The organism is Roseovarius tolerans (assembly GCF_900109855.1).
GTDB classification, from domain to species: Bacteria; Pseudomonadota; Alphaproteobacteria; order Rhodobacterales; family Rhodobacteraceae; genus Roseovarius; species Roseovarius tolerans.
This window is the reverse complement of the sequence record NZ_FOBO01000016.1, coordinates 50,130-73,273: the sequence shown is the minus strand read 5'-3', so window position 1 is coordinate 73,273 and position 23,144 is coordinate 50,130. Positions and strand designations below refer to the sequence as shown.

Genomic DNA, 23,144 nt, shown 5'->3' with positions numbered 1-23,144 from the left:
ATTATGAGGATTGCGAAACCCCGTCCCGAAAAGGGCGGGGTTTTGTCGTTCCGGCGGGATCGGGTGGGACTGTCCGGGAAATATGGGAAATCATGGGCCGGAACTGCGCCGCCTTGATGGCCCAGCGTGAAAATCGAATCAATCTGACGTGAATCACGGCCTTCAGAGCCGCCACAAGCCTGTTGATTTGCCACGTCCGGGCCTGTAATCACGCGATTAGGGCGCAGATTTCCAAAAAATTTTGGAAATCATGGGAAGTCATAAGAGGTAAATTCAATGCGTATATATGGTGTCACATCTGACATACTTGACTATATAAGCTATCCTCAAGCCTGAAATTAGCACATTATGTTGTTTTGAAGGGGTCTCGGAAGCAACATCCTGTGCCTGTCAGTGCAAAAAAACATTGCCATGGGATAATTTCCCATAGTATCAATAAACCACGATGAGGACGGGAACACAGAGGGGCAGCAAGACCCCAAAAACTCCCAAGTCAGGTTTCATACAGGCACCCGCTTTCATCGAACAAAGAGATCCGGCGCGCGAGCGAGCAGACATCCCCCCAGGTGGCGCGCGCAGTCGGACACCCCGCTCAAGCGGGACGAGGGCGGCGGGTTGATCAGTGGCAGCAGATCAACCCGCCGTTTCGTGTCTGAGGGGGCAGGTTTTCAACCGGGGGCGTAGCAAGGGACCGACGGGACAGTGGGCCGGATATTCAGAGGCGAGAGTCTCCACAAGGTGGATGGAAAGGGCAGGGTGTCTATCCCGGCTCTTTATCGCCGTGTGATCGAGGCCTCTGATCCGAACTGGACCGACGGCCTCAGCCCCGAACTCATCATCGTCTATGGCGACCACCGCCGTAATTTCCTCGAATGCTACACCGTCGAGGCGATGCAGGAGGTGGACGACAAGATCGCCGCCCTGCCGCGCGGCTCGCAGGCCCGCAAGCATCTCCAGCGTCTCTTTCACGGCCAGAGCTTTCCCACCTCGGTGGACGAAACCGGGCGGCTGGTGCTGCCCGCCAAGCTGCGCCGCAAGATCGACCTCGAAGGCGAGGCGTTCTTCATCGCCGCGGGCGACACCTTCCAGATCTGGAAGCCCGAGACCTACGAGTCCGAAGAGCTGGCCAAGACCGAGGAATGGCTCGACGACTTCCCCGAGGATTTCGACCCGCTCATCCTGCTCGACACTCCGGACGGGGCGTAAACCATGGCCGCTGCCGCCGCCACATCCCCCGACGCCCCGCATATCCCGGTCCTGCTGCGCCCGCTTCTGGCGGCCGTCGCCCCCGTCACCGGCACCTGGCTCGACGGCACGCTTGGTGCGGGCGGCTATGCGCGCGGGCTGCTCGAGGCCGGGGCAGGGCAGGTCATCGGCGTCGACCGCGACCCGCTGGCGCTCGATCTGGCGCGCGACTGGGGTGCGGGCTACGGCGACCGGCTGCGCCTCGTGCAGGGCAATTTCGCGCAGATGGACGACTATGCCACGGGTCTCGACGGCGTCGTGCTCGATCTCGGCGTTTCCTCGATGCAGCTGGACGAGGCCGCGCGCGGCTTTTCCTTCCGAAACGACGGCCCGCTCGACATGCGGATGAGCCAATCCGGCCCCACCGCCGCCGATCTGGTCAATGAGACGCCCGAGGCCGAACTCGCAAACATAATCTTTCTCTACGGCGAGGAGCGCGCCAGCCGCCGCATCGCCAAATCCATCGTCCGGGTCCGCGAGGACGCCCCCATCGAGACCACGCTGCAACTGGCCGGGATCGTCGAGCGCTGCCTGCCCCGGCCCAAGCCGGGCCAGACCCACCCCGCGACCCGCACCTTTCAGGCGATCCGCATCGCGGTGAATGACGAATACGGCGCGCTGATCGAGGGGCTGGAGGCGGCAGAGCGCGCGCTCAAATCCGGCGGGCAACTGGCGGTCGTGACCTTCCATTCCATCGAGGACCGGATGGTCAAACGCTTTCTGCAGATCCGCGCCGGTGCCACCGGCGGCGGCAGCCGCCACGCGCCCAAGATCGAACAGCCCGACCCGCAATTCACCCTGAAATCGCGCAAGGCCCTCGTCGCGGACGCGCAGGAACTGGATGAAAACCCGCGCGCGCGCAGCGCCAAGCTGCGCGTCGCCACCCGCACCGAGGCCCCGGCGGGCCATATCGACCGCAGCGCCATCGGCATGCCGATGCTCAAAGGGGGCAAATGATGCGCAGCCTGCTTTACGTTCTCACCGCGCTTTCAGTGATCGGCCTCGCCTTCTGGGCCTACCGCGAGAATTACCGCACCCAAGAGGCACAGGCCGAGGCGCAGCACCTCCAGAACGCCATCGGCGACGCGCGCGCCCGGCTGCGCGTGCTCAACGCCGAATGGGCCTATCTCAACCGCCCCGACCGGCTGATGGATCTGGTCGAGCTGAACTACGACAAGCTCGGCCTCCTGCCGCTCCAGCCCTACCAGTTCGGGCGGATTGATCAGGTCGCCTTCCCCGCGCCGCCCGAATTGCCGATCACCAACCCCGTCGACGTCTCGAACTCGGAGCAACAGCCATGATCCGCACGCCCCTGCGTCCGCTCGCCCGCATTCTTGAGGCCCGCAGCCGTGGCGAGAACCCCGACGCCATCGAGCGCGAGAACATCCGCCTGCGCCACGAGGAAATGCGCGACCGCGCCCGCCGCCGCGCCGAAGGGCGGCTTCTGGTGCTGGCGGTGTTCTTCTTCTGCGCCTTCAGCCTCGTGGGCGGGCGCATGGCGGTGCTGGCACAATCCGAACCTGGCAAGCCGCGCACCAGCGTCGCGGGCGCCTCGATCCTCGCGCAGCGCGCCGATATCGTCGATCGCGAGGGCCGGATTCTGGCCACGAATTTCGACACCCACAGCCTCTATGCCCAGCCCCGCGACATGATCGACCCCGACCATGCCGCCGACAAGCTGGTGGAAATCTTTCCCGATCTCGACCGCGCCCGCCTGATCCGCGATTTCACCGGCACGCGCAAGTTCCTGTGGATAAAGAAGAAAATCAGCCCTGAGCAACAGCAGGCGGTGCATGATATCGGCGAGCCGGGCTTGCTCTTTGGCCCGCGCGAGATGCGGCTTTACCCCAACGGCTCGCTCGCCGCGCATGTCCTCGGCGGCGCCAGTTTCGGGCGCGAGGGCGTGCATGCCGCCGAGGTGGTGGGCGTCGCGGGCATCGAGAAATATTTCGACGAGCGCCTGCGCGACCCCGCACGCGCGCATCAGCCGCTCACCCTGTCGCTCGATCTCAGCGTGCAGGCCGCGATGGAGCGGGTGCTGCATGGCGGCATGAAGATCATGAACGCCAAGGGGGCTGCGGGCATCCTGATGGAGGTCGACACCGGCGAGGTCGTGGCCGTCGCCTCCTTGCCCGATTTCGACCCCAACGACCGCCCCGCCGCCCCGACCGAAGGCAACCCCGATGACAGCCCGCTCTTCAACCGCGCGGTGCAGGGGGTCTATGAGTTGGGATCGGTGTTCAAGGTGTTTGCCGTGTCGCAGGCGCTGGAACTTGGCCTCGTGAACCCCGACACGATGATCAACACCCAGAGCCCGATGCAATGGGGCAAGTTCCGCATCCGCGATTTCCGCAACTACGGCCCGGAATTGAGCGTCACCAAGGTAATCGTGAAATCCTCCAACGTTGGCACTGCCCGCATTGCGATGGATATCGGCGCGGCGCGTCAGCGCGATTTCCTCGATAAACTCGGCTTCATGCAGGCCTCGCCGCTGGAGATCACCGAGGCGTCGGGCAGCGCCCCGCTCCTGCCCAAGAACTGGTCGGAACTGTCGACCATGACGATCTCCTACGGCCATGGCCTCTCGACCAGCCCGATGCATCTGGCCGCCGCCTATGCGACCATCGCCAATGGCGGGCGGCGGGTGACGCCGACGCTGGTGCATGGCGCAACACCCACCCCCGGCGAACGCGTCATCTCCGAGACCACGGCAGACGCCATGCGCCACATGATGCGCAAGGTTGTCAGCGAGGGCACCGCCAGTTTCGGCGAGGTGGCAGGCTATGCCGTCGGCGGCAAGACCGGCACCGCCGACAAGCCCAAGGCACGCGGCGGCGGCTATTACGACGACAAGGTGATCGCCACCTTCGCCAGCATCTTCCCGGCGCATGATCCCAAATACGTGCTCATCGTCACGCTCGACGAGCCGGTCGAGACCTCGGGCGACGAGCCGCGCCGCACCGCAGGCTGGACCGCTGTGCCCGTGGCCGCCGAAATCATCCGTCGCGTCGCTCCGCTCATGGGGCTGCGACCCGAGATTGAACCCGCAGACCTTGCTGCTATAAGGCGGGCATCCAACTAATCGCGGCAAGGCGGGGCAGATCACGTGGCGGGGCAGATCAGATCATTGGCAGAGCTTGGCCTGACCGCCATGGCAGGCCGCAACGCGCAGGTCACCGGCCTCGCCGTGGACAGCCGCGCGGTGCGCAAGGGTATGCTCTTCGCCGCCCTTCCAGGGGTGCGCGCGCATGGGGCCGAGTATATCGCCACCGCCCTCGCGCAGGGGGCAGCGGCGATCCTGACCGATGCCCAGGGCGCGCGCCTCGCCCATGAAACGCTGGCCGGTAGTGATGCGGCGCTTGTGATCGCCGAAGACCCGCGCCAGACTTTGGCCTTCGCCGCCGCCCTCTGGTTCGGCGCACAGCCCGAGGTGATGGTCGCCGTCACCGGCACCAACGGCAAGACCTCCGTCGCCACCTTTACCCGCCAGATCTGGGAATTGATGGGGCTCGATGCGGTCAATCTCGGCACCACGGGCGTCGAGGGCGCGCTCAGCCTGCCGATGACCCACACCACGCCCGAACCGATCACCCTGCACCGGCTGCTCGCCGACTGCGCCGAGGCCGGTGTCGACCACGCCGCGATGGAGGCCTCCTCGCACGGTCTGGCGCAGAAACGGCTCGACGGGGTGCGCCTTGCTGCGGCGGGCTTTACCAACATCACGCAGGACCATCTCGATTATCACGCCGATTTCGACGAGTATTTCGACGCCAAGGCCGGGCTCTTCTCGCGCGTCCTCTCCGAGGATGGCGTCGCCGTCATCAATATCGACGACCCGCGCGGCACCGGCATGGCCGAGATCGCCACCGAGCGCGGACAGGACCTGATCACCGTCGGGCGCAGGCCCGGCGCCGATCTGCATCTGGTGGCACAGCGGTTTGACGCAACCGGGCAGGTGCTGCGCTTTGATTGGGAGGACAGCACCCACCAGGTGCGGCTTGACCTCATCGGCGGGTTTCAGGCGGAAAACGTCCTGCTCGCGGCAGGGCTCGTGATCGGCACCGGCGAGGACCCCGAGCGTGTCTTTGCCACCTTGCCCGAAATGCGCACCGTGCGCGGCCGCATGCAGCTGGCCGCAACCCGCGAAAACGGCGCGGCGGTCTTCGTCGATTACGCCCATACCCCCGATGCCGTGGCCACCGCGTTGAAGGCGATGCGCCCGCATGTCATGGGCCGTCTCTATGCCATCGTGGGCGCGGGCGGCGACCGCGACAGGGGCAAGCGGCCCCTGATGGGGCAGGCGGCGACCGAATTTGCCGACCGCGTGATCGTGACCGATGACAACCCCCGCACCGAGGACCCGGCCAGCATAAGACGGGCCGTGTTGCAGGGCTGCCCCGGCGCACAAGAGGTCGGCGATCGCGCCGAGGCGATCCTGCGCGCGATCGACGCACTCGGCCCCGGCGACGCGCTGCTGATCTGCGGCAAGGGCCACGAGACGGGGCAGATCGTCGGCGACGACGTGCTGCCGTTTGATGATGCCGAACAGGCGAGCCTCGCCGTCTCCGTCCTCGACCGGGGGCGGGTATGACGCTCTGGACGGCCTCGGAGGCGGCACAGGCCACCGGCGGGCGCGTAACTGGCGATTGGGCCGCGACCGGCGTCTCCATCGACACCCGCACATTGCAGCCGGGCGATCTCTTCGTGGCACTCAAGGCCGCGCGCGATGGCCATGATTTCGTAGCACAGGCGCTGGAACAGGGCGCCGCCGCCGCCCTCGTCACCCATATCCCCGAGGGCGTGGCCAAGGACGCCCCGCTCCTCATCGTGAGGGACGTGCAGGCCGCGCTCGAGGCTTTGGGCGTCGCCGGGCGCGCCCGCCTGCAGGGCCGCGTCATCGCTGTCACCGGCTCGGTCGGCAAGACCTCGACCAAGGAAATGCTGCGCGACGTGCTGGGCGCCCAGGGCCGCGTGCATGCCGCCGAGGCCAGCTACAACAACCACTGGGGCGTGCCGCTCACATTGGCACGCATGCCCGCCGACACCGACTTTGCGGTGATCGAAATCGGGATGAACCACCCCGGTGAGATCGCACCGCTCGCGCGCATGGCCCGGCCCCATGTGGCGCTCATCACCACCGTCGCCCCCGCGCATCTCGAGGCGTTCGAGAATATCGAGGGCATCGCTTATGAAAAGGCCAGCATCTTCGAGGGGTTGGAACCGGACGGCGTGGCGATCCTCAACGCCGATGTTGCCACCGCCCCGATCCTGCGCGAGGTGGCGCAGCGGCATGCCGGGCGTGTCCTCTCCTTCGGCTGGTCGCGCACCGCGCATCACCGCCTGCTGTCGGTCGATCTGCACGAGGCCTCGACCGTCGCCCGCGCCCGCGCCTGGCGCACGCCGCTGGTCTACAAGATCGCGGTGCCGGGGCGGCATTTCGCGCTCGGCGCACTCGCCGTGCTGGCCGTGGTGCGGGTGCTGGGGCTCGACCGCGCCGTGGCGATGGCCGATCTTGCGACATGGTCGCCCCCCGCCGGGCGCGGCACCCGCGAGCGGCTGGTGCTCGACACCGCCGAGGACGGGATGAGCATCGACCTCATCGACGACGCCTTCAACGCCAACCCCGCCTCGATGGAGGCGGCGCTCGATGTTCTGGCGGTCAGCCATCCGCGCGACGACGTGGGCCGCGTCGCCCGTGGCCGCCGGATCGCCATCCTGGGCGACATGCTGGAATTGGGCGAGACCGAAGGCGTGCTGCACGCCGCCCTCGCCGATCTGTCCGCGATGCAGGCGGTCCACGAGGTGCATTGCGTGGGCCCGCGCATGCGCGCCCTCTGGAAGGCGCTGCCATGGGAAAAGCGCGGTCGCCGGGTTGATCGCGCCGAGGATCTGGCGCAAGAGGCGCATCGGTTGGTCGATGCGGGTGATGTGGTACTGGTAAAGGGCTCCAAGGGGAGCCGGGTAAGCCTCGTCGTGGCCGCGCTGCGGCGGGCCGGGCGCAAGATGGAAGAGGACGTGGCGTAATGCTCTATTGGCTGACGATCTGGTCGGACGGGGGGGATTTCTTCAACCTCTTTCGCTACATCACCTTCCGCGCGGGTGGCGCCTTCATGACCGCGCTGATCTTTGGCTTCCTCTTCGGTCCGCCGCTGATCCTGTCGCTGCGCCGCCGTCAGGGCAAGGGCCAGCCCATTCGCAGCGACGGCCCGGAATCGCATCTGGCCAAGGCGGGCACCCCCACCATGGGTGGGCTCCTGATCGTGGGCGCGCTGCTCACCTCGACGCTCCTCTGGGCGCGGCTCGACAATCCTTACGTCTGGCTGGTGCTTTTCGTGACGCTCGCCTTCGGCATTATCGGCTTTGCCGACGATTACGCCAAGGTCTCCAAGGGCAATCACAAGGGCGTGCCGGGCCGCGTGCGCCTCGCGCTCGGCTTTCTCATCGCGCTTCTGGCGGCGGGCTGGGCCAGCTGGCACCACCCGGCGGAATTGCAGTTCCAGCTGGCGCTGCCGGTCTTCAAGGACGTGCTGGTCAACCTCGGCTTTCTCTTCGTTCCCTTCGCGATGATCGTCATCGTCGGCGCGGCCAATGCGGTCAATCTCACCGACGGGCTCGACGGGCTGGCGATCATGCCGGTGATGATCGCCTCCGGCGCGCTCGGGATCATCGCCTACACCGTGGGGCGGACAGACTTCACCGAATATCTCGGCCTTCACTACGTGCCCGGCACCGGCGAGATCCTGATCTTCGTGGCGGGGCTGGTGGGCGGCGGCCTCGGCTTTCTGTGGTATAACGCGCCCCCGGCGGCGGTCTTCATGGGCGATACCGGCTCGCTGGCCCTCGGCGGCGCGCTCGGGGCCATTGCCGTGGCCACCAAGCACGAACTGGTGCTGGGCATCGTCGGCGGCCTCTTCGTGGCCGAGGCGCTCTCGGTGATCGTGCAGGTGATCTATTTCAAGCGCACCGGCAAGCGGGTCTTCCTGATGGCCCCGATCCACCACCACTACGAGAAAAAGGGCTGGGCCGAACCGCAGATCGTCATCCGCTTCTGGATCATCGCCCTGATCCTCGCAATGATCGGACTGGCGACGCTGAAACTGCGCTAGGGGTGCGGTTTTGACCTGTTGCTGCCGTTGACGGCTAGCCCCAATGCGCGGAATCAAGGTGCCGCAGGCACCGCCGCGCAGCGGTCATGCCGAAGGCATGCCTGTGGCATGACCCGCCCCCTCGGGCAGGCGCTTTTGCAACGTATCAAGCCATTGAAAAGCGGGAGTGCTTGGCTGGCATAAAGTGCGGTCCCCCGAGGTTGCTGCGCCCACCCGGCGGTCGGGCACTGCGCGGCTCATCTCTCGAACCGGCAACGACCGCTCCCGGCCAACCCTAGCCCCGCGTCAATAACCACCCGCACAACCCGGTCTCCGTCCCCATTCCCGGTCATCCTCGGGCCTGACCCGAGGATCCCCCCGCCAGCAGATCGCCCGGTCAAGCCGGGCGATGACGTCCATATTCCACCGACCCCCGCGCGCCCCGTTAACCCCGCCCAACACCCACACCCGCACCGTCGCGATACCGCCGCAATACCGACGCGATACAGACAGCCCGAAACCGCCCCATACCCCTTGTTAACCTGGCGATTCGGCCCCTCGCGCCCCTCCACCCGCGCGCTCCCCGCAACCATTCGTTAACCAGCTTGCGCGCGCCGCCGCGCCGGGGCACTCTCGCGCGGCGAAAAAGGCGGGAAGGAAACGGCACGATGATCAAGGTGCAGGGGATGGCCGGGCAGCGCGTGGCGGTGCTTGGATTGGGGCGCTCGGGCCTCTCGGCGGCGCGTGCGCTCAGTGCAGGCGGGGCCGAGGTGCTGGCCTGGGACGACAACCCGCCCGCCCGCGACGCCGCCGAGGCTGCTGGCCTCACAGTCACCGACCTCACTCGCGCGGGCGCCTTTGAGGATGTGGCGCGCCTGATCGTCAGCCCCGGCATCCCGCATCTCTACCCGTCCCCCAACAAGGTGATCGCGGCGGCGCAAGAGGCGGGCGTGCCGGTGGACAACGATATCGGGCTCTTCTTCCGCTCGCTCGCCACGCCGGACTGGAACGGGTTCGACCAGCCGCCCAAGGTCATCGCCGTGACCGGAAGCAATGGAAAATCAACGACATCCGCCCTCATCCACCATGTCCTGACAGAGGCGGGAAAGCAGGCGCAACTGGCCGGAAATATCGGGCGCGGGGTGCTCGACATTGACCCGCCGGGCGATGGCGGCGTGGTGGTGCTGGAGCTTTCCAGCTACCAGACCGATCTCGCCCGCGCGCTGACGCCGGACGTGGCCGTGTTCACCAACCTCTCCCCCGATCACCTCGACCGCCATGCCGGTCTGGGCGGGTATTTCGCGGCCAAGCGGCGGCTCTTTGCCGAGGGCGGGCCAGACCGCGCGGTGATCGGCGTCGACGAGGACGAGGGGCGGTATCTCGCGGGGCAGCTGAGCGAGGCACCGGGCGACGACCGGGTGATCCGCGTCTCGGTCGCGCGCAAGCTCTCGGGCCCCGGCTGGATGGTTTTCGCGAACAAGGGCTTTCTCAGCGAATACCGCAAGGGCAAGCAGGTCGCCTCAATCGACCTGCGCGCGGTGCCCGGCCTGCCGGGCCGCCACAACCACCAGAACGCCTGCGCCGCCTATGCCGCCTGCCGCACGCTCGGCCTCGCCCCCCGGGTGATCGAGGCCGCCTTTCACAGCTTCGCGGGCCTGCCGCATCGCAGCCAGACCGTGGCCGAGCGGGACGGCGTGCGCATCGTCAATGACAGCAAGGCCACCAATGTCGATGCCGCCCTGCAGGCGCTGCTGGCCTTCGACAACATCCGCTGGATCTGCGGCGGGCTGGAGAAAGACGGCGGGCTTGCCGGGCTGAAACCCGGCCTCGATCATGTGCGCAAGGCTTACGTCATCGGGCGCGAGGCGGCGCAATTCGCCCTCGGTCTCGAAGGGGTGGAGGTGGAAATCTGCACCACCATGGCCCGCGCCGTCGAGGCCGCCATGTCCGAGGCCGCGCCGGGCGAGGTGGTGCTGCTCGCACCGGCAGCCGCCAGCTTTGATCAATACGACAATTTCGAGCAGCGCGGCGAGGATTTCATAGCGGAGGTGCGCGCCCGGCTGTGAGCGTGGATCATGAGTATTTTTGCCAAAAAGAAGCGGGAATGCGGGTTTCTTTATGGTGCAAATACTCAATCCTGACCTCTCACCCCCGCGCCGCGATCGCCTGTCCCGCGGCCCAGCCCGACGACCAGGCCCATTGGAAATTATAGCCGCCGAGCCAGCCAGTCACATCCACCGCCTCGCCGATGGCATAAAGGCCCGGCAGGTGCTGCGACTCCATGGTTTTCGAGGACAGCCCGCCGGTGTCGATCCCGCCAAGCGTGACCTCGGCGGTGCGGTAGCCCTCGGTGCCGGTGGGCTTCAGCGTCCAGCCGCGTAAGGTATCCGTGATCTCGGCCAGCCGGGCGTCGGACTGATCCGCCAGGTTGCCCGAAAGGCCGAGTGCGGGGGCAAGATGGCCGATCAGCTTGGCGGGCAGGTGGTGGCCGAGTTCCGTGCTTAGGTTGCGGCGGCCCTGGCTCTGGCGTTGCGCGCGCAGCGCCTCATATAGCCGCGCCTCGGGGTCGAGATCGAGCGTGATCGCTTCGCCCTCGCGCCAGAAGGACGAAATTTGCAGGATTGCCGGGCCGGAGAGGCCCCGATGCGTGAAAAGTGCCGCCTCCTCGAACTCCGTGCCGTTGCAGGCGGCGCGCACTGGCAGGGCGGTGCCCGAGAGGGGCGCGAAGGGTGCTTCGGAAAAGGTGAAGGGCACCAGCGCCGGGCGCGTCTCGGTCAGCGTGTGACCAAATCGTTGCGCGATCTCATAGGCGAGCCCCGTCGCCCCCATCTTGGGGATCGACTTGCCCCCCGTGGCCAGCACAAGGTTGCGCGGGCTGAGGGTCACGCGCGCGCCGTCGCGCTCCAGCACCGCGTGAAAGCGGCTGCCGTCATGGCTGAGATCCACCAGCCGCGTCGAAAGCCACAGATCGGCTCCCGCGCCGCGCAACTCCTCGACCAGCATGGCGATGATCTGGGTGGCCTTGCCGTCACAGAAAAGCTGGCCAAGCGTCTTTTCATGCCAGGCGATGCCGTGGCGCGCCACGAGGTCGATGAAATCCCATTGCGTGTAGCGCGACAGGGCCGATTTGCAGAAATGCGGATTGGCCGACAGGAAATTCTCGGGCCCCGCGTGCAGGTTGGTGAAGTTGCAGCGCCCGCCGCCCGAGATGCGGATCTTTTCGCCGGGCGCGCGGGCATGGTCGATCACCAGCGTGCCGGGCCCCGCCTGCGCCGCGCACATCAGCCCGGCCGCCCCCGCGCCGAGAATGAGGGTATCGATGGCCTCTGTCATGGCTGCGCCTGAAACGCGAAAACCCGCCGAAAGGCAAGGGGGATAGTTCTGGCGTCTGAGCTGAAAAATCGCTAGACTATACATTAGATCCCGAAAAGGGGCGCAAAATGCATGAGGCGGCAGGCAGATGACGGAAATGGTCTATGGGGCAGTGCCCCAAAGGGACGCTGAGCCCATCCTTCCCAAATGGTGGCGCACGATCGACAAGTGGTCGTTCTCCTGTGTGCTGATCCTCTTCGGTATCGGAATATTGCTGGGGCTGGCGGCCTCACCGCCGCTGGCCGAGAAGAACGGGCTGGCACCCTTCCACTATGTGCAACGACAGGCGTTCTTCGGGGTGCTGGCGCTGGTGGCGATGGTACTGACCTCGATGATGCGGCCAGACCTGGTGCGGCGACTGGCTGTCATGGGCTTTCTCGCGGCTTTCGTGGCGCTGATCCTGCTGCCGGTCTTCGGCACCGATTTCGGCAAGGGCGCGATGCGCTGGTACAGTCTTGGCTTTGCCAGCGTGCAGCCTTCGGAATTTCTAAAGCCCGCCTTTGTCGTGGTCGCCGCCTGGATGATGGCGGCAAGCCAGCAGATCAACGGGCCGCCGGGGCTCAGCTGGTCGTTCCTGCTGGCCATGGTGATCCTTGCCTTTCTCGCCATGCAGCCCGATTTCGGGCAGGCGGCGCTGGTGCTCTTTGGCTGGGGGGTGATGTATTTCGTGGCCGGTGCGCCGATCACGCTGCTTCTGGCGATGGCCGGGGGCGTGGTGCTGGTGGGCAGTTTCGCCTATTCCAATTCCGAGCATTTCGCACGCCGTATCGACGGCTTTCTCAGCCCTGAGTTGGACCCCACGACGCAGCTTGGCTTTGCCACCAACGCGATCCGCGAGGGTGGCTTCTTTGGTGTTGGTGTGGGCGAGGGGCAGGTGAAGTGGAGCCTGCCGGACGCGCATACGGATTTCATCATCGCGGTCGCCGCCGAGGAATACGGGCTGGTTCTGGTGTTGTGCATCATCGCGCTCTACACCGGCATTGTCGTGCGCTCGCTGGTGCGGCTGATGCGCGAGCGTGACCCCTTCATCCGGCTGGCAGGCACCGGGCTCATTGCGATTTTCGGCGCGCAGGCGATGATCAACATGGGGGTCGCCGTGCGGCTTTTGCCTGCCAAGGGCATGACCCTGCCCTTCGTCAGCTATGGCGGTTCGTCGGTGGTGGCGGGGGGCATCGCGGTGGGCATGCTGCTGGCCTTCACCCGCAACCGTCCGCAAGGGCAGATCGGCGATCTGTTGCGCGGACGCCGCTAAGCGCGAGAGGCAAGGCATGACCGAACGAGCACCCCTTCTGATCATCGCGGCAGGCGGTACCGGCGGGCACATGTTTCCCGCGCAGGCGCTGGCCGAGGTGATGCTGCGGCGCGGCTGGCGAGTGCGGCTCAGCACGGACGCGCGGGGCGCGCGTTACGTCGGCGGCTTTCCTCATTCGGTCGATATCGAGCAGGTCGCAAGCGCCACCTTTGCGCGCGGTGGCGTGCTGAACAAGCTGCTGGCCCCGCTGCATATCGCGGGCGGAATCCTCGGCGCAAGCCTGCGGATGATGCGCGAGAAGCCGGATGCGGTGGTGGGCTTTGGCGGCTATCCGACCATTCCCGCCCTCGCGGCGGCGTATCTGCTGCGCCGCCCGCGCATGGTGCATGAACAAAACGGCGTTCTGGGACGGGTGAACCGGACTTTCGCGAAACGTGTCGACGTGGTGGCCTGTGGCACATGGCCCACCGACCTTCCCGAGGGGATCGAGGGCGTACATGTCGGCAACCCAGTGCGCGCGGCGGTGCTGGAGCGCGCAGGCGCCCCCTTCATTCCGCCGGGCGATTACCCGATGTCGCTGCTGGTGATCGGCGGAAGTCAGGGCGCGCGCATCCTCAGTGATGTGGTGCCCGGGGCCGTGGCGGCACTGCCCGAGACGGTCCTGCGCAATCTTCGCGTCAGCCATCAGGCCCGTGAAGAGGATATGGACCGCGTCGCCAAATTCTACGCCGATGCCGGGATCGACGCCGATGTGCAGCCGTTTTTCCGAGATGTGCCGCGCCGGATGAGCGAGGCGCAGTTGGTGATCAGCCGCGCGGGCGCGTCGAGCATCGCCGACATCTCGGTCATCGGACGGCCCGCGATCCTCATTCCCTACGCCGCCGCCGCAGCCGACCACCAGAGCGCCAATTCGCGCGGGCTGGTCGAGGCTGGCGGCGCGATCCGCATCCCCGAGAGCAAGCTTGACAGCACCAGCCTCAGCGCGCAGATCGCGGCCGTGCTTGGCGACGCGCAGGGCGCGGGCATGATGGCGCAGGCGGCGCTCTCGCAGGGTCTGCCCGATGCGCCGCAACGACTGGCCGACATGGTCGAGGAATTGGCACGTAAAGGGCAAGATCAATGAACGCAGCCACCAAGCTTCCGACCGATGTCGGCCCGATCCATTTCGTCGGCATCGGCGGGATCGGTATGTCGGGCATCGCCGAGGTGCTGATCAATCACGGCTACGAGGTGCAGGGCAGCGACCTGAAAGCGACGCCGATCACCGAGCGGTTGGCGGGCATGGGGGCAGAGATTTTCATCGGGCAACGGCCCGACAATCTGAGTGGCGCTGAGGTGGTGGTGATCTCCTCCGCCATCAAGCCGGGCAATGCCGAGCTTGACGAGGCCCGCCGTCAGGGCCTGCCGGTGGTGCGCCGGGCCGAGATGCTGGCCGAACTCATGCGGCTCAAATCCAACATCGCGGTGGCGGGCACCCACGGCAAGACCACCACGACGACGCTGGTGGCCGAACTGCTGGTCAAGGGTGGCATCGACCCGACGGTGATCAACGGGGGCATCATTCACGCCTACGGATCGAACGCGCGGATGGGGCAGGGCGAATGGATGGTGGTCGAGGCCGACGAGAGCGACGGCACCTTCAACCGACTGCCCGCGACCATCGCCATCGTCACCAATATCGACCCCGAACATATGGAGCATTGGGGCGATTTTGACCGCTTGCGACAGGGCTTTCACGATTTCTTAAGCAATATCCCGTTCTATGGCCTCGCGGTGTGCTGCACGGATCATCCCGAGGTGCAGGCGCTGGTCGGCCGGATCAGTGACCGGCGGGTGCTGACATACGGGTTCAACGCGCAGGCCGATGTGCGCGCGGTGAACCTGCGCTACGAGAAGGGTGTCGCGCATTTCGATGTGGCACTTCAGGCCGAAGGGCGGATGATTGAAGGCTGCAGCTTGCCGATGCCCGGCGATCACAACGTCTCCAACGCGCTGAGTGCGGTCGCGGTGGCCCGCCACCTTGGCATGAAGCGCGACGAGATCCGCACGGCTCTCGCGAGCTTTGGCGGCGTCAATCGCCGATTCACCCGCGTGGGCGAGGTGAATGGTGTGACCGTGATCGACGATTACGGCCACCACCCGGTCGAGATCGCCGCCGTGCTGCGCGCGGCGCGGCAGGCGACCGAAGGCAAGGTGATCGCGGTGCATCAGCCGCATCGCTATTCGCGCCTGTCCTCGCTCTTCGAGGATTTCTGCGGCTGTTTCAACGAGGCCGATGTGGTTGGCATCGCCGAGGTCTATGCGGCGGGCGAAGACCCGATCGCCGGTGCCTCGCGCGACGATCTTGTGGCGGGGCTCATCCGGCACGGCCACCGGCACGCGGTGGCGCTCGACAATGAGGACGATCTGGAACGGATGGTGCGGGAAACCGCCCGTCCCGGTGATATGGTCGTCTGCCTTGGTGCGGGCACGATCAGCGCATGGGCCAATGCCCTGCCCGGACGCTTGCGGGGATAGCGCGCATGGCAGAGGCCCTCAAACGCCGGATCGGTCTGGGCCTCCTGACCGCCTATGGCGTGGGGGTCATGGTGGGCGCAGGGATCTACGTGCTGGTGGGCGCGGTGGTGGCCGAGGCCGGCATCTGGGCCCCGCTGGCTTTTGTTCTGGCAGGCGTGATCGCGGCCCCGACGGCGCTCAGCTATGCGGAGTTTTCCACCCGCCTGCCCGAGGCGGCGGGCGAGGCGATCTTCGTCGCCAAGGGGCTCAACCTGCCCTGGCTCGGCACGGCTGTCGGCCTGGCCATCGTCGCGGCCGGGGCGATCTCGGCGGCGGCGGTGCTGCGCGGCGGGGTAGGCTATCTGGGCGCTGTGACGGGGCTGCCGTTCACGCCGTCGGTTGTGGTCCTCGGGCTGGCGCTGATGGCGGTGGCGATTGCGGGCGTGCTCGAAAGTCTCGCCCTTGCGGCGCTCTTCACCGTGGTCGAGGTTGCAGGGTTGGCTATGGTGGTCTTCGCAGGCTTTACCGCCGTGCCCGCGCCTGACTGGCAGGCGGGCGGCGATCTGGTCTGGTCAGGCGTCATGGCTGGCGCGGTTCTGGCCTTCTTCGCCTTCATCGGCTTCGAGGATATCGTCAACATGGCCGAGGAGGTGCGCGAGCCGGAGCGCATCCTGCCGCGCGCAATCCTCTTGTCACTGGTGATCACGAGCGCGCTCTATGCGCTGGTCAGCGTAGCGGCGGTGCGCGCCGTGCCACTCGCCACGCTCGCAGGCAGCGAACAGCCGCTGGCACTGGTGTGGCAGGCCGGGCGCGGCGGCAGCGCGGCGTTTCTCTCGCTTATCGCGGTGGCGGCGGCGCTCAATGGGGTGCTGGCGCAGATGGTGATGGCGAGCCGGGTTCTCTTCGGTCTCGGGCGGCGCAGCACTGCGCTTGCGGGCTTTCACCACGCGCATCCGCGCTTCGGTACCCCCCTGCGCGCGACGCTTCTGATTGGCGCGGCGGTGATCGCGGGGGCGCTCCTTTTGCCGGTGGCCGATCTCGCGGGGCTGACCTCCACGCTGCTCCTGACCGTCTTCGTTCTGGTCAACGCGGCGCTGATCGCGATGAAGCGCGCAAGCGCAGAGGCCGCGTTCCGGGTGCCGATGGCAGTGCCGGTCTTTGGCCTTCTCGCGGCCCTGGCCGCGCTGATCGCAAGCTTTACGGGAGGCGCAGGATGACGCTTTCGCTGGCTCTGGCCTGTCTCTGGGCGGTCGTGGCGAATGTGCTGGCGACGCTGCCCTCGCGCGACAATCACTGGCGCCGCGCCTATGTGCTGATCGCGATTGGCGTGCCGCTCCTCGGGTTCGTGACATACCAGAACGGGCCATGGATCGGCCTGCTGGTGCTGGTGGCCGGAATGAGCGTGCTGCGCTGGCCGGTGATCTATCTGGGTCGCTGGCTGCGCCGTCGGCTGGAGTAGGCACAATCGTTTTGCAAAACGATTGCAAGCCGTTTGAAAACGGCTTGTTCGACGGCCTTGCAAGGCCGTTGCCGCGCTCTTTACCTTTCGCACGGTGCAGGGCAAAAGCGGAGCCATGACAGAGCTTCCCCAGACCCGCGGCAGGCTGACGCCCGACCGCCCGCTATCCGACCTGACATGGCTGCGCGTGGGTGGCCCGGCGGAGTGGCTGTTCCAGCCTGCCGACCCGGAGGATCTCGCAGGGTTTCTGGCGGCACTCGCCCCGGACATCCCGGTTTTCCCAATGGGGGTGGGCAGCAATCTCATCGTGCGCGACGGCGGCTTGCGCGGTGTGGTGATCCGCCTCGGGCGCGGCTTCAACGATATTCGCATCGAGGGCACCCGGGTGATCGCCGGGGCGGCCGCGCTCGATGCGCATGTGGCGCGGCGGGCCGCCGAGGCCGGGGTGGATCTTACGTTCCTGCGCACCATCCCCGGCAGCATCGGTGGCGCGGTGCGGATGAATGCGGGCTGCTACGGCGCTTACGTGGCCGATCATCTGATCGAGGCGCGGGCGGTGACGCGCAACGGTGAGTGGTTGACCCTCACCCCGCAGGATCTGAACTTCGCCTATCGCCACAGCGACCTGCCCGAGGGCTGCGTGATCACCGAGGCCACGTTCAAGGGGCAGTCTGGCGCACCCGAGGTCCTGCTGGCGCGGATGGAGGAACAACTCGCACGTCGCGATGCCACGCAGCCCACCAAGGACCGCAGCGCCGGAAGTACCTTTCGCAATCCCGCCGGGTTTTCCTCGACGGGTCGTGCCGATGATGTCCATGATCTCAAGGCGTGGAAGGTCATCGATGAGGCCGGTTTGCGCGGCGCGCGGCGCGGGGCGGCACAGATGAGCGAGAAGCACCCCAACTTCCTGATCAATACTGGCGGGGCAAGCGCCGCCGATCTCGAAGGACTGGGCGAAGAGGTGCGAAAAAGGGTTTTCCAAAACAGTGGAATAGCGTTACAGTGGGAAATCATGAGGGTCGGTGAACCGGCCCCGGGCGAAAGCCTTCAGGCAGACCAGACAAAACGATAACCGAGACCGTCTGAAACGGTCCGAAGATTGAGGCACAAGGTGGTTGGTTCGAGCAGAACAGCCTCCAAAATTGCGGTGATCATGGGTGGCCCCTCGGTAGAGCGCGAGGTGTCGCTGTCCACGGGTCGCGAATGCGCCACCGCGTTGAAGGAGGCAGGGTTTGAAGTGGTCGAGGTCGATGCAGACCGCGATCTTCCTGCGCGCCTGTCCGAGATATCCCCCGATGTCGTGTTCAACGCCCTGCATGGACGCTGGGGCGAAGATGGTTGTGTGCAGGGCCTACTTGAATGGCTACGCCTGCCGTATACCCATTCAGGCGTTCTGGCGTCGTCGCTGGCGATGGACAAGGAACGCTCCAAATCCGCCTACCGCGCTGCCGGGCTGCCGGTGGTCGAGAGTGTGCTAGCCCTGCGCGACGAGGTGCGGGCACGTCACGTCATGGCCCCGCCCTACGTCGTCAAGCCCAACAACGAGGGGTCGTCCGTCGGCGTCTACCTAGTGCAGGAGGTCGCGAACGGCCCGCCGCAACTGTCAGATGAGATGCCCGAAACGGTGATGGTCGAAGCGTATGCGCCGGGTCGCGAGTTGACCACCACGGTGATGGGGGGCCGCGCGCTGACGGTGACGGATATCCTGACCGACGGCTGGTATGATTACGACGCCAAATACAAACCGGGCGGGTCACGCCACGTTGTGCCTGCCGAGGTCCCGCAAGAGATTTTCGACGCCTGCATGGAGTACGCGCTGCGCGCGCACCAAGTCCTGGGCTGTCGCGGACTCAGCCGCACCGATTTTCGCTGGGACGAGACGCGTGGCCTTGGCGGACTGATCCTGCTCGAGACCAATACGCAACCGGGCATGACGCCCACCTCGCTCAGCCCCGAACAGGCGCAGGTGATGGGTCTTTCCTTTCCCGACCTGTGCCGCTGGATGGTGGAGGATGCCTCATGCGCCAGGTAATTCCCCGTGTCGATCCCGCACCGTCGCGGCTGAGCTATCGGTTTCAGCGTCTGATGCTGACGCCCGTCTATCGCAGGCTGTTGCGCGTGGGGCTGCCGGTGTTGGTGGTGGCGGGGCTTTGCGCCGGCTACCTTGCGGATGAGGCGCGGCGCGTGGCGCTGACCGATCAGATCGCCGAGATCCGCCGCCAGATCGAAACGCGGCCGGAATTCATGGTGCGCCTCATGGCGATCGACGGCGCGAGCGAGAGCGTTCAGGCGGATATCCACGAGATTTTCCCCTACGACCTGCCCGCCAGTTCCTTCGACCTCGACCTGCCTGCAATCCGCACCATGCTCGAGGAGTTGCCCGCCGTGGCGCAGGCCAATGTGCGCATCCGGCAAGGCGGCGTGCTGGCGGTCGAGATCGCCGAACGTCAGCCGGTGGCGCTGTGGCGGACGCGGGACGGGGTCGACGTGGTCGATATTGAGGGCGAGAGCATCGCCAGTGTGACCTCTCGCGCGGCCCGACCCGACCTGCCGGTGATGACCGGAGACGGAGCCGCCGCGCATGTCGCGCAGGCGCTGGACATATTGCAGGCGGCGCGCCCGCTCGGGCAGGACATTCGCGGACTGGTGCGCATGGGCGAGCGGCGGTGGGATCTTGTGCTGCATGATGGCAAGCGCATTCTCTTGCCGGAAGAAGAGCCGGTGCGCGCGCTTGAACGGGTGATCGTGCTCAACGCGGCACATGATATGCTGGAACGCGACCTCGTTGCCATCGACATGCGGATCGGTGCGCGTCCGACGGTCCGCCTCAGCGACTATGCCACCGAGGAATGGTGGCGGATAACAAGCATGACGGCAGGGGCAAACTGAAGATGATCGAGCTATACGAATCCCAAAGGGCAATGCGCGCGATGCGCAAGGCAGCCTTGCAGCGGGGCGTGGTTGCGGTGCTGGATGTGGGGACCTCCAAGATCGCCTGTCTTGTACTGCGGTTCGATGGCACCGGCCGCCTTGGTGAGGCCGAAGAGGTGGGCCGCATGGCCGGGCAGGCCGGGTTCCGGGTGATCGGGGCCGCGACCACCCGTTCGCGTGGGGTGCGCTTTGGCGAGATCGACGCCATGGTCGAAACCGAACGCGCCATTCGCACAGCCGTGCAAGCGGCGCAGAAAATGGCCAATATCCGGGTCGATCATGTCATCGCCTGCTTTTCCGGGGCCGAACCGCGCAGCTACGGCCTTGCCGGTCAGGTGGAGCTTGAGGGTCACACCGTCAGCGAGCAGGATATCAGCCGCGTGCTGAGCGCCTGCGACGTGCCCGATTACGGTGACGGGCGCGAGGTGCTGCACGCCCAACCGGTGAATTTCGCGCTCGATCATCGCACCGGGCTGATTGATCCGCGCGGGCAGATGGGGCAGGTGCTGTCCACCGACATGCACATGCTGACCGTGGATGGCGCTGCGATCCAGAACCTCGCGCATTGCGTCAAGCGGTGCGATCTGGAACTCGCGGGCGTGGCAAGTTCGGCCTATGTCTCGGGCATCTCGGCCCTTGTCGAGGACGAGCAAGAGTTGGGCGCGGCCTGTATCGACCTTGGCGGCGGTACGGCCGGGGTTTCGATCTTCATCAAGAAGCATATGATTTACTCCGACAGCGTGCGGATGGGCGGCGATCACGTCACCAGCGACATTTCCATGGGTCTGCAGGTGCCGCAGGCCACGGCTGAGCGTATCAAGACGTTTTACGGGGGCGTCGTCGCTACCGGAATGGATGACCGTGAGATGATCGAGATCGGCGGCGATACCGGCGATTACGAACATGATCGCCGACAGGTCAGCCGCGCCGAACTTATCGGCATCATGCGCCCCCGGGTCGAGGAGATCCTGGAAGAGGTGCGCGCCCGGCTCGATGCGGCGGGCTTTGATCACCTGCCCAGCCAACAGATCGTGCTGACCGGTGGTGGCAGCCAGATCCCCGGCCTCGACGGGTTGGCGAGCAAGATTTTGGGACAGCAGGTGCGGCTTGGGCGGCCCTTGCGGGTGCATGGGTTGCCGCAGGCAGCGACTGGCGCAGGCTTTGCCAGTGCCGTGGGCATGTGCCTGTTCGCAGCCAACCCGCAGGACGAATGGTGGGATTTCGAGATTCCCGTGGATCGCTACCCGGCGCGCTCGCTCAAGCGGGCAGTCAAGTGGTTCAAGGATAACTGGTAACCGCAATATATGGCGTTATCGGCGAAATCCCGCGAAAAACGATAGAAAAATGGCCATATTTGGTGGTCAAACGGTGTTTTTTTGGTGACGATTGGGGTATCCATCGGTAAGAATGGAACCAATCAGGCAGAAATCGGCCCGAAAACGTGGCCATAGCGACAGGCGGACAGAGCAATGACACTCAACCTTTCAATGCCCGGACATGACGAGCTCAAGCCCCGTATCACCGTCTTTGGTGTCGGTGGGGCGGGTGGCAATGCCGTGAACAACATGATCGAGAAACAGCTCGATGGTGTGGATTTCGTGGTGGCCAATACCGACGCGCAGGCGCTGAGCCAGTCAAACGCGGAACATCGCGTGCAGCTTGGCGTGAAAGTGACCGAGGGGCTGGGCGCGGGCGCACGGGCCACAGTGGGTGCTGCAGCCGCCGAAGAAAGCATCGAGCAAATCGTCGATCATCTGGCGGGTGCACATATGTGCTTTATCACGGCGGGCATGGGCGGCGGCACCGGTACCGGGGCCGCACCCATCATCGCACAGGCCGCGCGCGAATTGGGCGTGCTGACCGTGGGCGTGGTGACCAAGCCCTTCCAGTTCGAAGGTGCCAAGCGCATGCGTCAGGCCGAGGACGGGGTCGAGGCACTGCAAAAGATGGTCGACACGCTGATCATCATTCCCAACCAGAACCTGTTCCGTCTGGCCAATGAAAAGACCACCTTCACCGAGGCGTTCAGCATGGCCGACGACGTGCTCTATCAGGGCGTCAAGGGTGTGACCGACCTGATGGTGCGTCCGGGCCTCATCAACCTCGATTTCGCCGATGTGCGCGCCGTCATGGACGAGATGGGCAAGGCGATGATGGGTACCGGCGAGGACAGTGGTGAGGATCGCGCCATCCAGGCTGCCGAAAAGGCGATAGCGAACCCGCTTCTGGACGAGATCAGCCTGCGCGGTGCCAAGGGCGTGTTGATCAACATCACCGGCGGGCATGACCTGACGCTGTTCGAGCTCGATGAAGCCGCCAACCGCATCCGCGAAGAAGTGGACCCCGACGCCAATATCATCGTCGGCTCGACGCTCGATCCGTCGATGGAAGGCTCGATGCGCGTCAGCGTCGTGGCCACCGGCATCGATGCGACCGAGACGCTCGAGACGCCGCTGCCGCGCCGCTCCCTGGCGCAGCCGCTGAAACAGCCCGAGGCAGTCGAAGTGGACGCAGCCGACCACGCTGTAGAACCCGTCGCGGCCCGCACGGACGCGCAAGAGCCGTCGCTGTTCGAGCAGGAAGACGCACAGCGCGCCGCCGCCGAGGATCAGATGGAAGACATCTTTGAAGAGGATGACGCCGGTTTGCCGCTGCCCGCCTACCAGCCCCGGGTCGAGGAATTTGCGCCCGCCGCAGAGTTTGAAGCCGAAGATGAGGCCGAGAGCTTTGTGGCTCCGCGTGCACCGGCTCCCGGAACGCCCTCACCCGAGGCGCTGCAACGCTTGCAGGCTGCCGTCGGTCGGGCGTCGGCGCAGCCGGCCCCGCGTCGCGTCGAACAGTCTGCGCCCGCACCCCAGCCGACAGCGAGCGAAGAACGCCAGCAGCGGTTCGGCATCAATTCGCTGATCAATCGCATGACCGGGCATGGCGGCGCTGCCGAAGCACCGCGTCCGGCACGCCAGCAACCGCAGGTGCAATCCGCAGCCGCGCCTCAGCCCTCGCCGCGCGCGCAGGATGAGGACGAGCAGATTGAGATCCCGGCGTTTCTGAGGCGTCAGGCCAACTGACCTCTCGCCGACGGAACCCCAGAACAAGGGCCGCCCATGAGGGTGGCCCTTTTTTGATTGATCGAAACGGGCCACAGGGTTGGGCGAAAAGGCATGCAACGCCGAAATTGCCGCCTGTTTGCCGGGAGCCGGGCGCATGTAGGTGAAATTTCGTGAGTCGCCTGACACGCATGCGCCGCGAAATGCGCCAAAGGCGTTTTGCACCGGAAATTTCTGTGCTAGGACCAAGGCAACGT

Annotated in this window: 19 protein-coding genes; 18 read left to right on the top strand and 1 reads right to left on the bottom strand. The window is 66.0% G+C overall.

Annotated elements, in window-relative coordinates; genetic code table 11:
• The first annotated feature begins 702 nt into the window (after positions 1-702).
• The 8 genes from mraZ (at position 703) to murD (ending at position 10,396) form a co-directional block, all read left to right on the top strand.
• Positions 703-1,206, top strand: a complete 504-nt coding sequence (mraZ, locus tag BMX04_RS14910) for a division/cell wall cluster transcriptional repressor MraZ (protein WP_074787704.1) — start codon at positions 703-705, stop codon at positions 1,204-1,206.
• A 3-nt stretch (positions 1,207-1,209) separates the two neighbouring features.
• Positions 1,210-2,202, top strand: a complete 993-nt coding sequence (gene rsmH / locus BMX04_RS14905) for a 16S rRNA (cytosine(1402)-N(4))-methyltransferase RsmH (protein WP_074787703.1) — start codon at positions 1,210-1,212, stop codon at positions 2,200-2,202.
• Positions 2,202-2,546 carry a cell division protein FtsL gene (gene ftsL, locus BMX04_RS14900; RefSeq protein ID WP_175477383.1) on the top strand — a complete coding sequence of 115 codons (345 nt, stop codon included), beginning with the start codon at positions 2,202-2,204 and terminating at the stop codon, positions 2,544-2,546. The genes rsmH and ftsL overlap by 1 nt, the downstream gene beginning before the upstream one ends.
• The gene (locus BMX04_RS14895) at positions 2,543-4,327 is read left to right on the top strand and encodes a peptidoglycan D,D-transpeptidase FtsI family protein (protein ID WP_074787702.1); all 1,785 of its coding nucleotides are present in this window, start codon (positions 2,543-2,545) and stop codon (positions 4,325-4,327) included. Before ftsL ends, BMX04_RS14895 begins: the two co-directional genes overlap by 4 nt.
• Before the next feature lie 24 nt (positions 4,328-4,351).
• Entirely contained in the window at positions 4,352-5,836 is a 1,485-nt protein-coding gene (locus tag BMX04_RS14890; protein WP_139194575.1) for a UDP-N-acetylmuramoyl-L-alanyl-D-glutamate--2,6-diaminopimelate ligase, read from the top strand.
• Positions 5,833-7,269 carry a UDP-N-acetylmuramoyl-tripeptide--D-alanyl-D-alanine ligase gene (locus BMX04_RS14885; protein WP_074787701.1) on the top strand — a complete coding sequence of 479 codons (1,437 nt, stop codon included), beginning with the start codon at positions 5,833-5,835 and terminating at the stop codon, positions 7,267-7,269. The genes BMX04_RS14890 and BMX04_RS14885 overlap by 4 nt, the downstream gene beginning before the upstream one ends.
• Positions 7,269-8,351: a phospho-N-acetylmuramoyl-pentapeptide-transferase gene (mraY, locus tag BMX04_RS14880; RefSeq protein ID WP_074787700.1), complete on the top strand. Its 1,083-nt coding sequence runs from the start codon at positions 7,269-7,271 to the stop codon at positions 8,349-8,351. The genes BMX04_RS14885 and mraY overlap by 1 nt, the downstream gene beginning before the upstream one ends.
• Positions 8,352-8,935: 584 nt before the next feature.
• On the top strand, positions 8,936-10,396 hold the full coding sequence (gene murD / locus BMX04_RS14875) for a UDP-N-acetylmuramoyl-L-alanine--D-glutamate ligase (protein WP_276325619.1): 1,461 nt from the start codon (positions 8,936-8,938) through the stop codon (positions 10,394-10,396).
• 79 nt (positions 10,397-10,475) lie between these two features.
• On the opposite strand, the gene BMX04_RS14870 is transcribed toward murD, so the two are convergent.
• Positions 10,476-11,663, bottom strand: coding sequence for a BaiN/RdsA family NAD(P)/FAD-dependent oxidoreductase (locus BMX04_RS14870; protein WP_074787698.1), 1,188 nt, complete (start codon positions 11,661-11,663; stop codon positions 10,476-10,478).
• 127 nt (positions 11,664-11,790) lie between these two features.
• Here BMX04_RS14870 and ftsW point away from each other — a divergent pair, with 127 nt between their 5' ends.
• The 10 genes from ftsW to ftsZ all read left to right on the top strand — a co-directional run bounded on the left by ftsW (position 11,791) and on the right by ftsZ (position 22,908).
• Entirely contained in the window at positions 11,791-12,954 is a 1,164-nt protein-coding gene (gene ftsW, locus BMX04_RS14865) for a putative lipid II flippase FtsW (protein WP_050662747.1), read from the top strand.
• A 16-nt stretch (positions 12,955-12,970) separates the two neighbouring features.
• Complete coding sequence (locus BMX04_RS14860) at positions 12,971-14,077, top strand: UDP-N-acetylglucosamine--N-acetylmuramyl-(pentapeptide) pyrophosphoryl-undecaprenol N-acetylglucosamine transferase (protein WP_074787697.1); 1,107 nt, start codon at positions 12,971-12,973, stop codon at positions 14,075-14,077.
• The gene (gene murC / locus BMX04_RS14855) at positions 14,074-15,471 is read left to right on the top strand and encodes a UDP-N-acetylmuramate--L-alanine ligase (protein ID WP_074787696.1); all 1,398 of its coding nucleotides are present in this window, start codon (positions 14,074-14,076) and stop codon (positions 15,469-15,471) included. The genes BMX04_RS14860 and murC overlap by 4 nt, the downstream gene beginning before the upstream one ends.
• A gap of 5 nt (positions 15,472-15,476) precedes the next feature.
• The gene (locus BMX04_RS14850; RefSeq protein WP_074787695.1) at positions 15,477-16,667 is read left to right on the top strand and encodes an APC family permease; all 1,191 of its coding nucleotides are present in this window, start codon (positions 15,477-15,479) and stop codon (positions 16,665-16,667) included.
• Positions 16,664-16,909: a DUF2484 family protein gene (locus tag BMX04_RS14845; RefSeq protein WP_050662751.1), complete on the top strand. Its 246-nt coding sequence runs from the start codon at positions 16,664-16,666 to the stop codon at positions 16,907-16,909. Before BMX04_RS14850 ends, BMX04_RS14845 begins: the two co-directional genes overlap by 4 nt.
• Before the next feature lie 115 nt (positions 16,910-17,024).
• Complete coding sequence (gene murB / locus BMX04_RS14840) at positions 17,025-17,981, top strand: UDP-N-acetylmuramate dehydrogenase (RefSeq protein ID WP_074787694.1); 957 nt, start codon at positions 17,025-17,027, stop codon at positions 17,979-17,981.
• Positions 17,982-18,062: 81 nt separating this feature from the next.
• Positions 18,063-18,941 (top strand): D-alanine--D-alanine ligase, encoded by an 879-nt coding sequence (locus BMX04_RS14835; protein WP_244888566.1) that lies wholly within the window; start codon positions 18,063-18,065, stop codon positions 18,939-18,941.
• Positions 18,929-19,798: a cell division protein FtsQ/DivIB gene (locus BMX04_RS14830; RefSeq protein ID WP_074787693.1), complete on the top strand. Its 870-nt coding sequence runs from the start codon at positions 18,929-18,931 to the stop codon at positions 19,796-19,798. The genes BMX04_RS14835 and BMX04_RS14830 overlap by 13 nt, the downstream gene beginning before the upstream one ends.
• A gap of 2 nt (positions 19,799-19,800) precedes the next feature.
• Positions 19,801-21,135, top strand: a complete 1,335-nt coding sequence (ftsA, locus tag BMX04_RS14825) for a cell division protein FtsA (protein WP_050662754.1) — start codon at positions 19,801-19,803, stop codon at positions 21,133-21,135.
• Positions 21,136-21,309: 174 nt separating this feature from the next.
• Complete coding sequence (gene ftsZ, locus BMX04_RS14820) at positions 21,310-22,908, top strand: cell division protein FtsZ (protein WP_074787692.1); 1,599 nt, start codon at positions 21,310-21,312, stop codon at positions 22,906-22,908.
• The last annotated feature ends 236 nt before the right edge of the window (positions 22,909-23,144 follow it).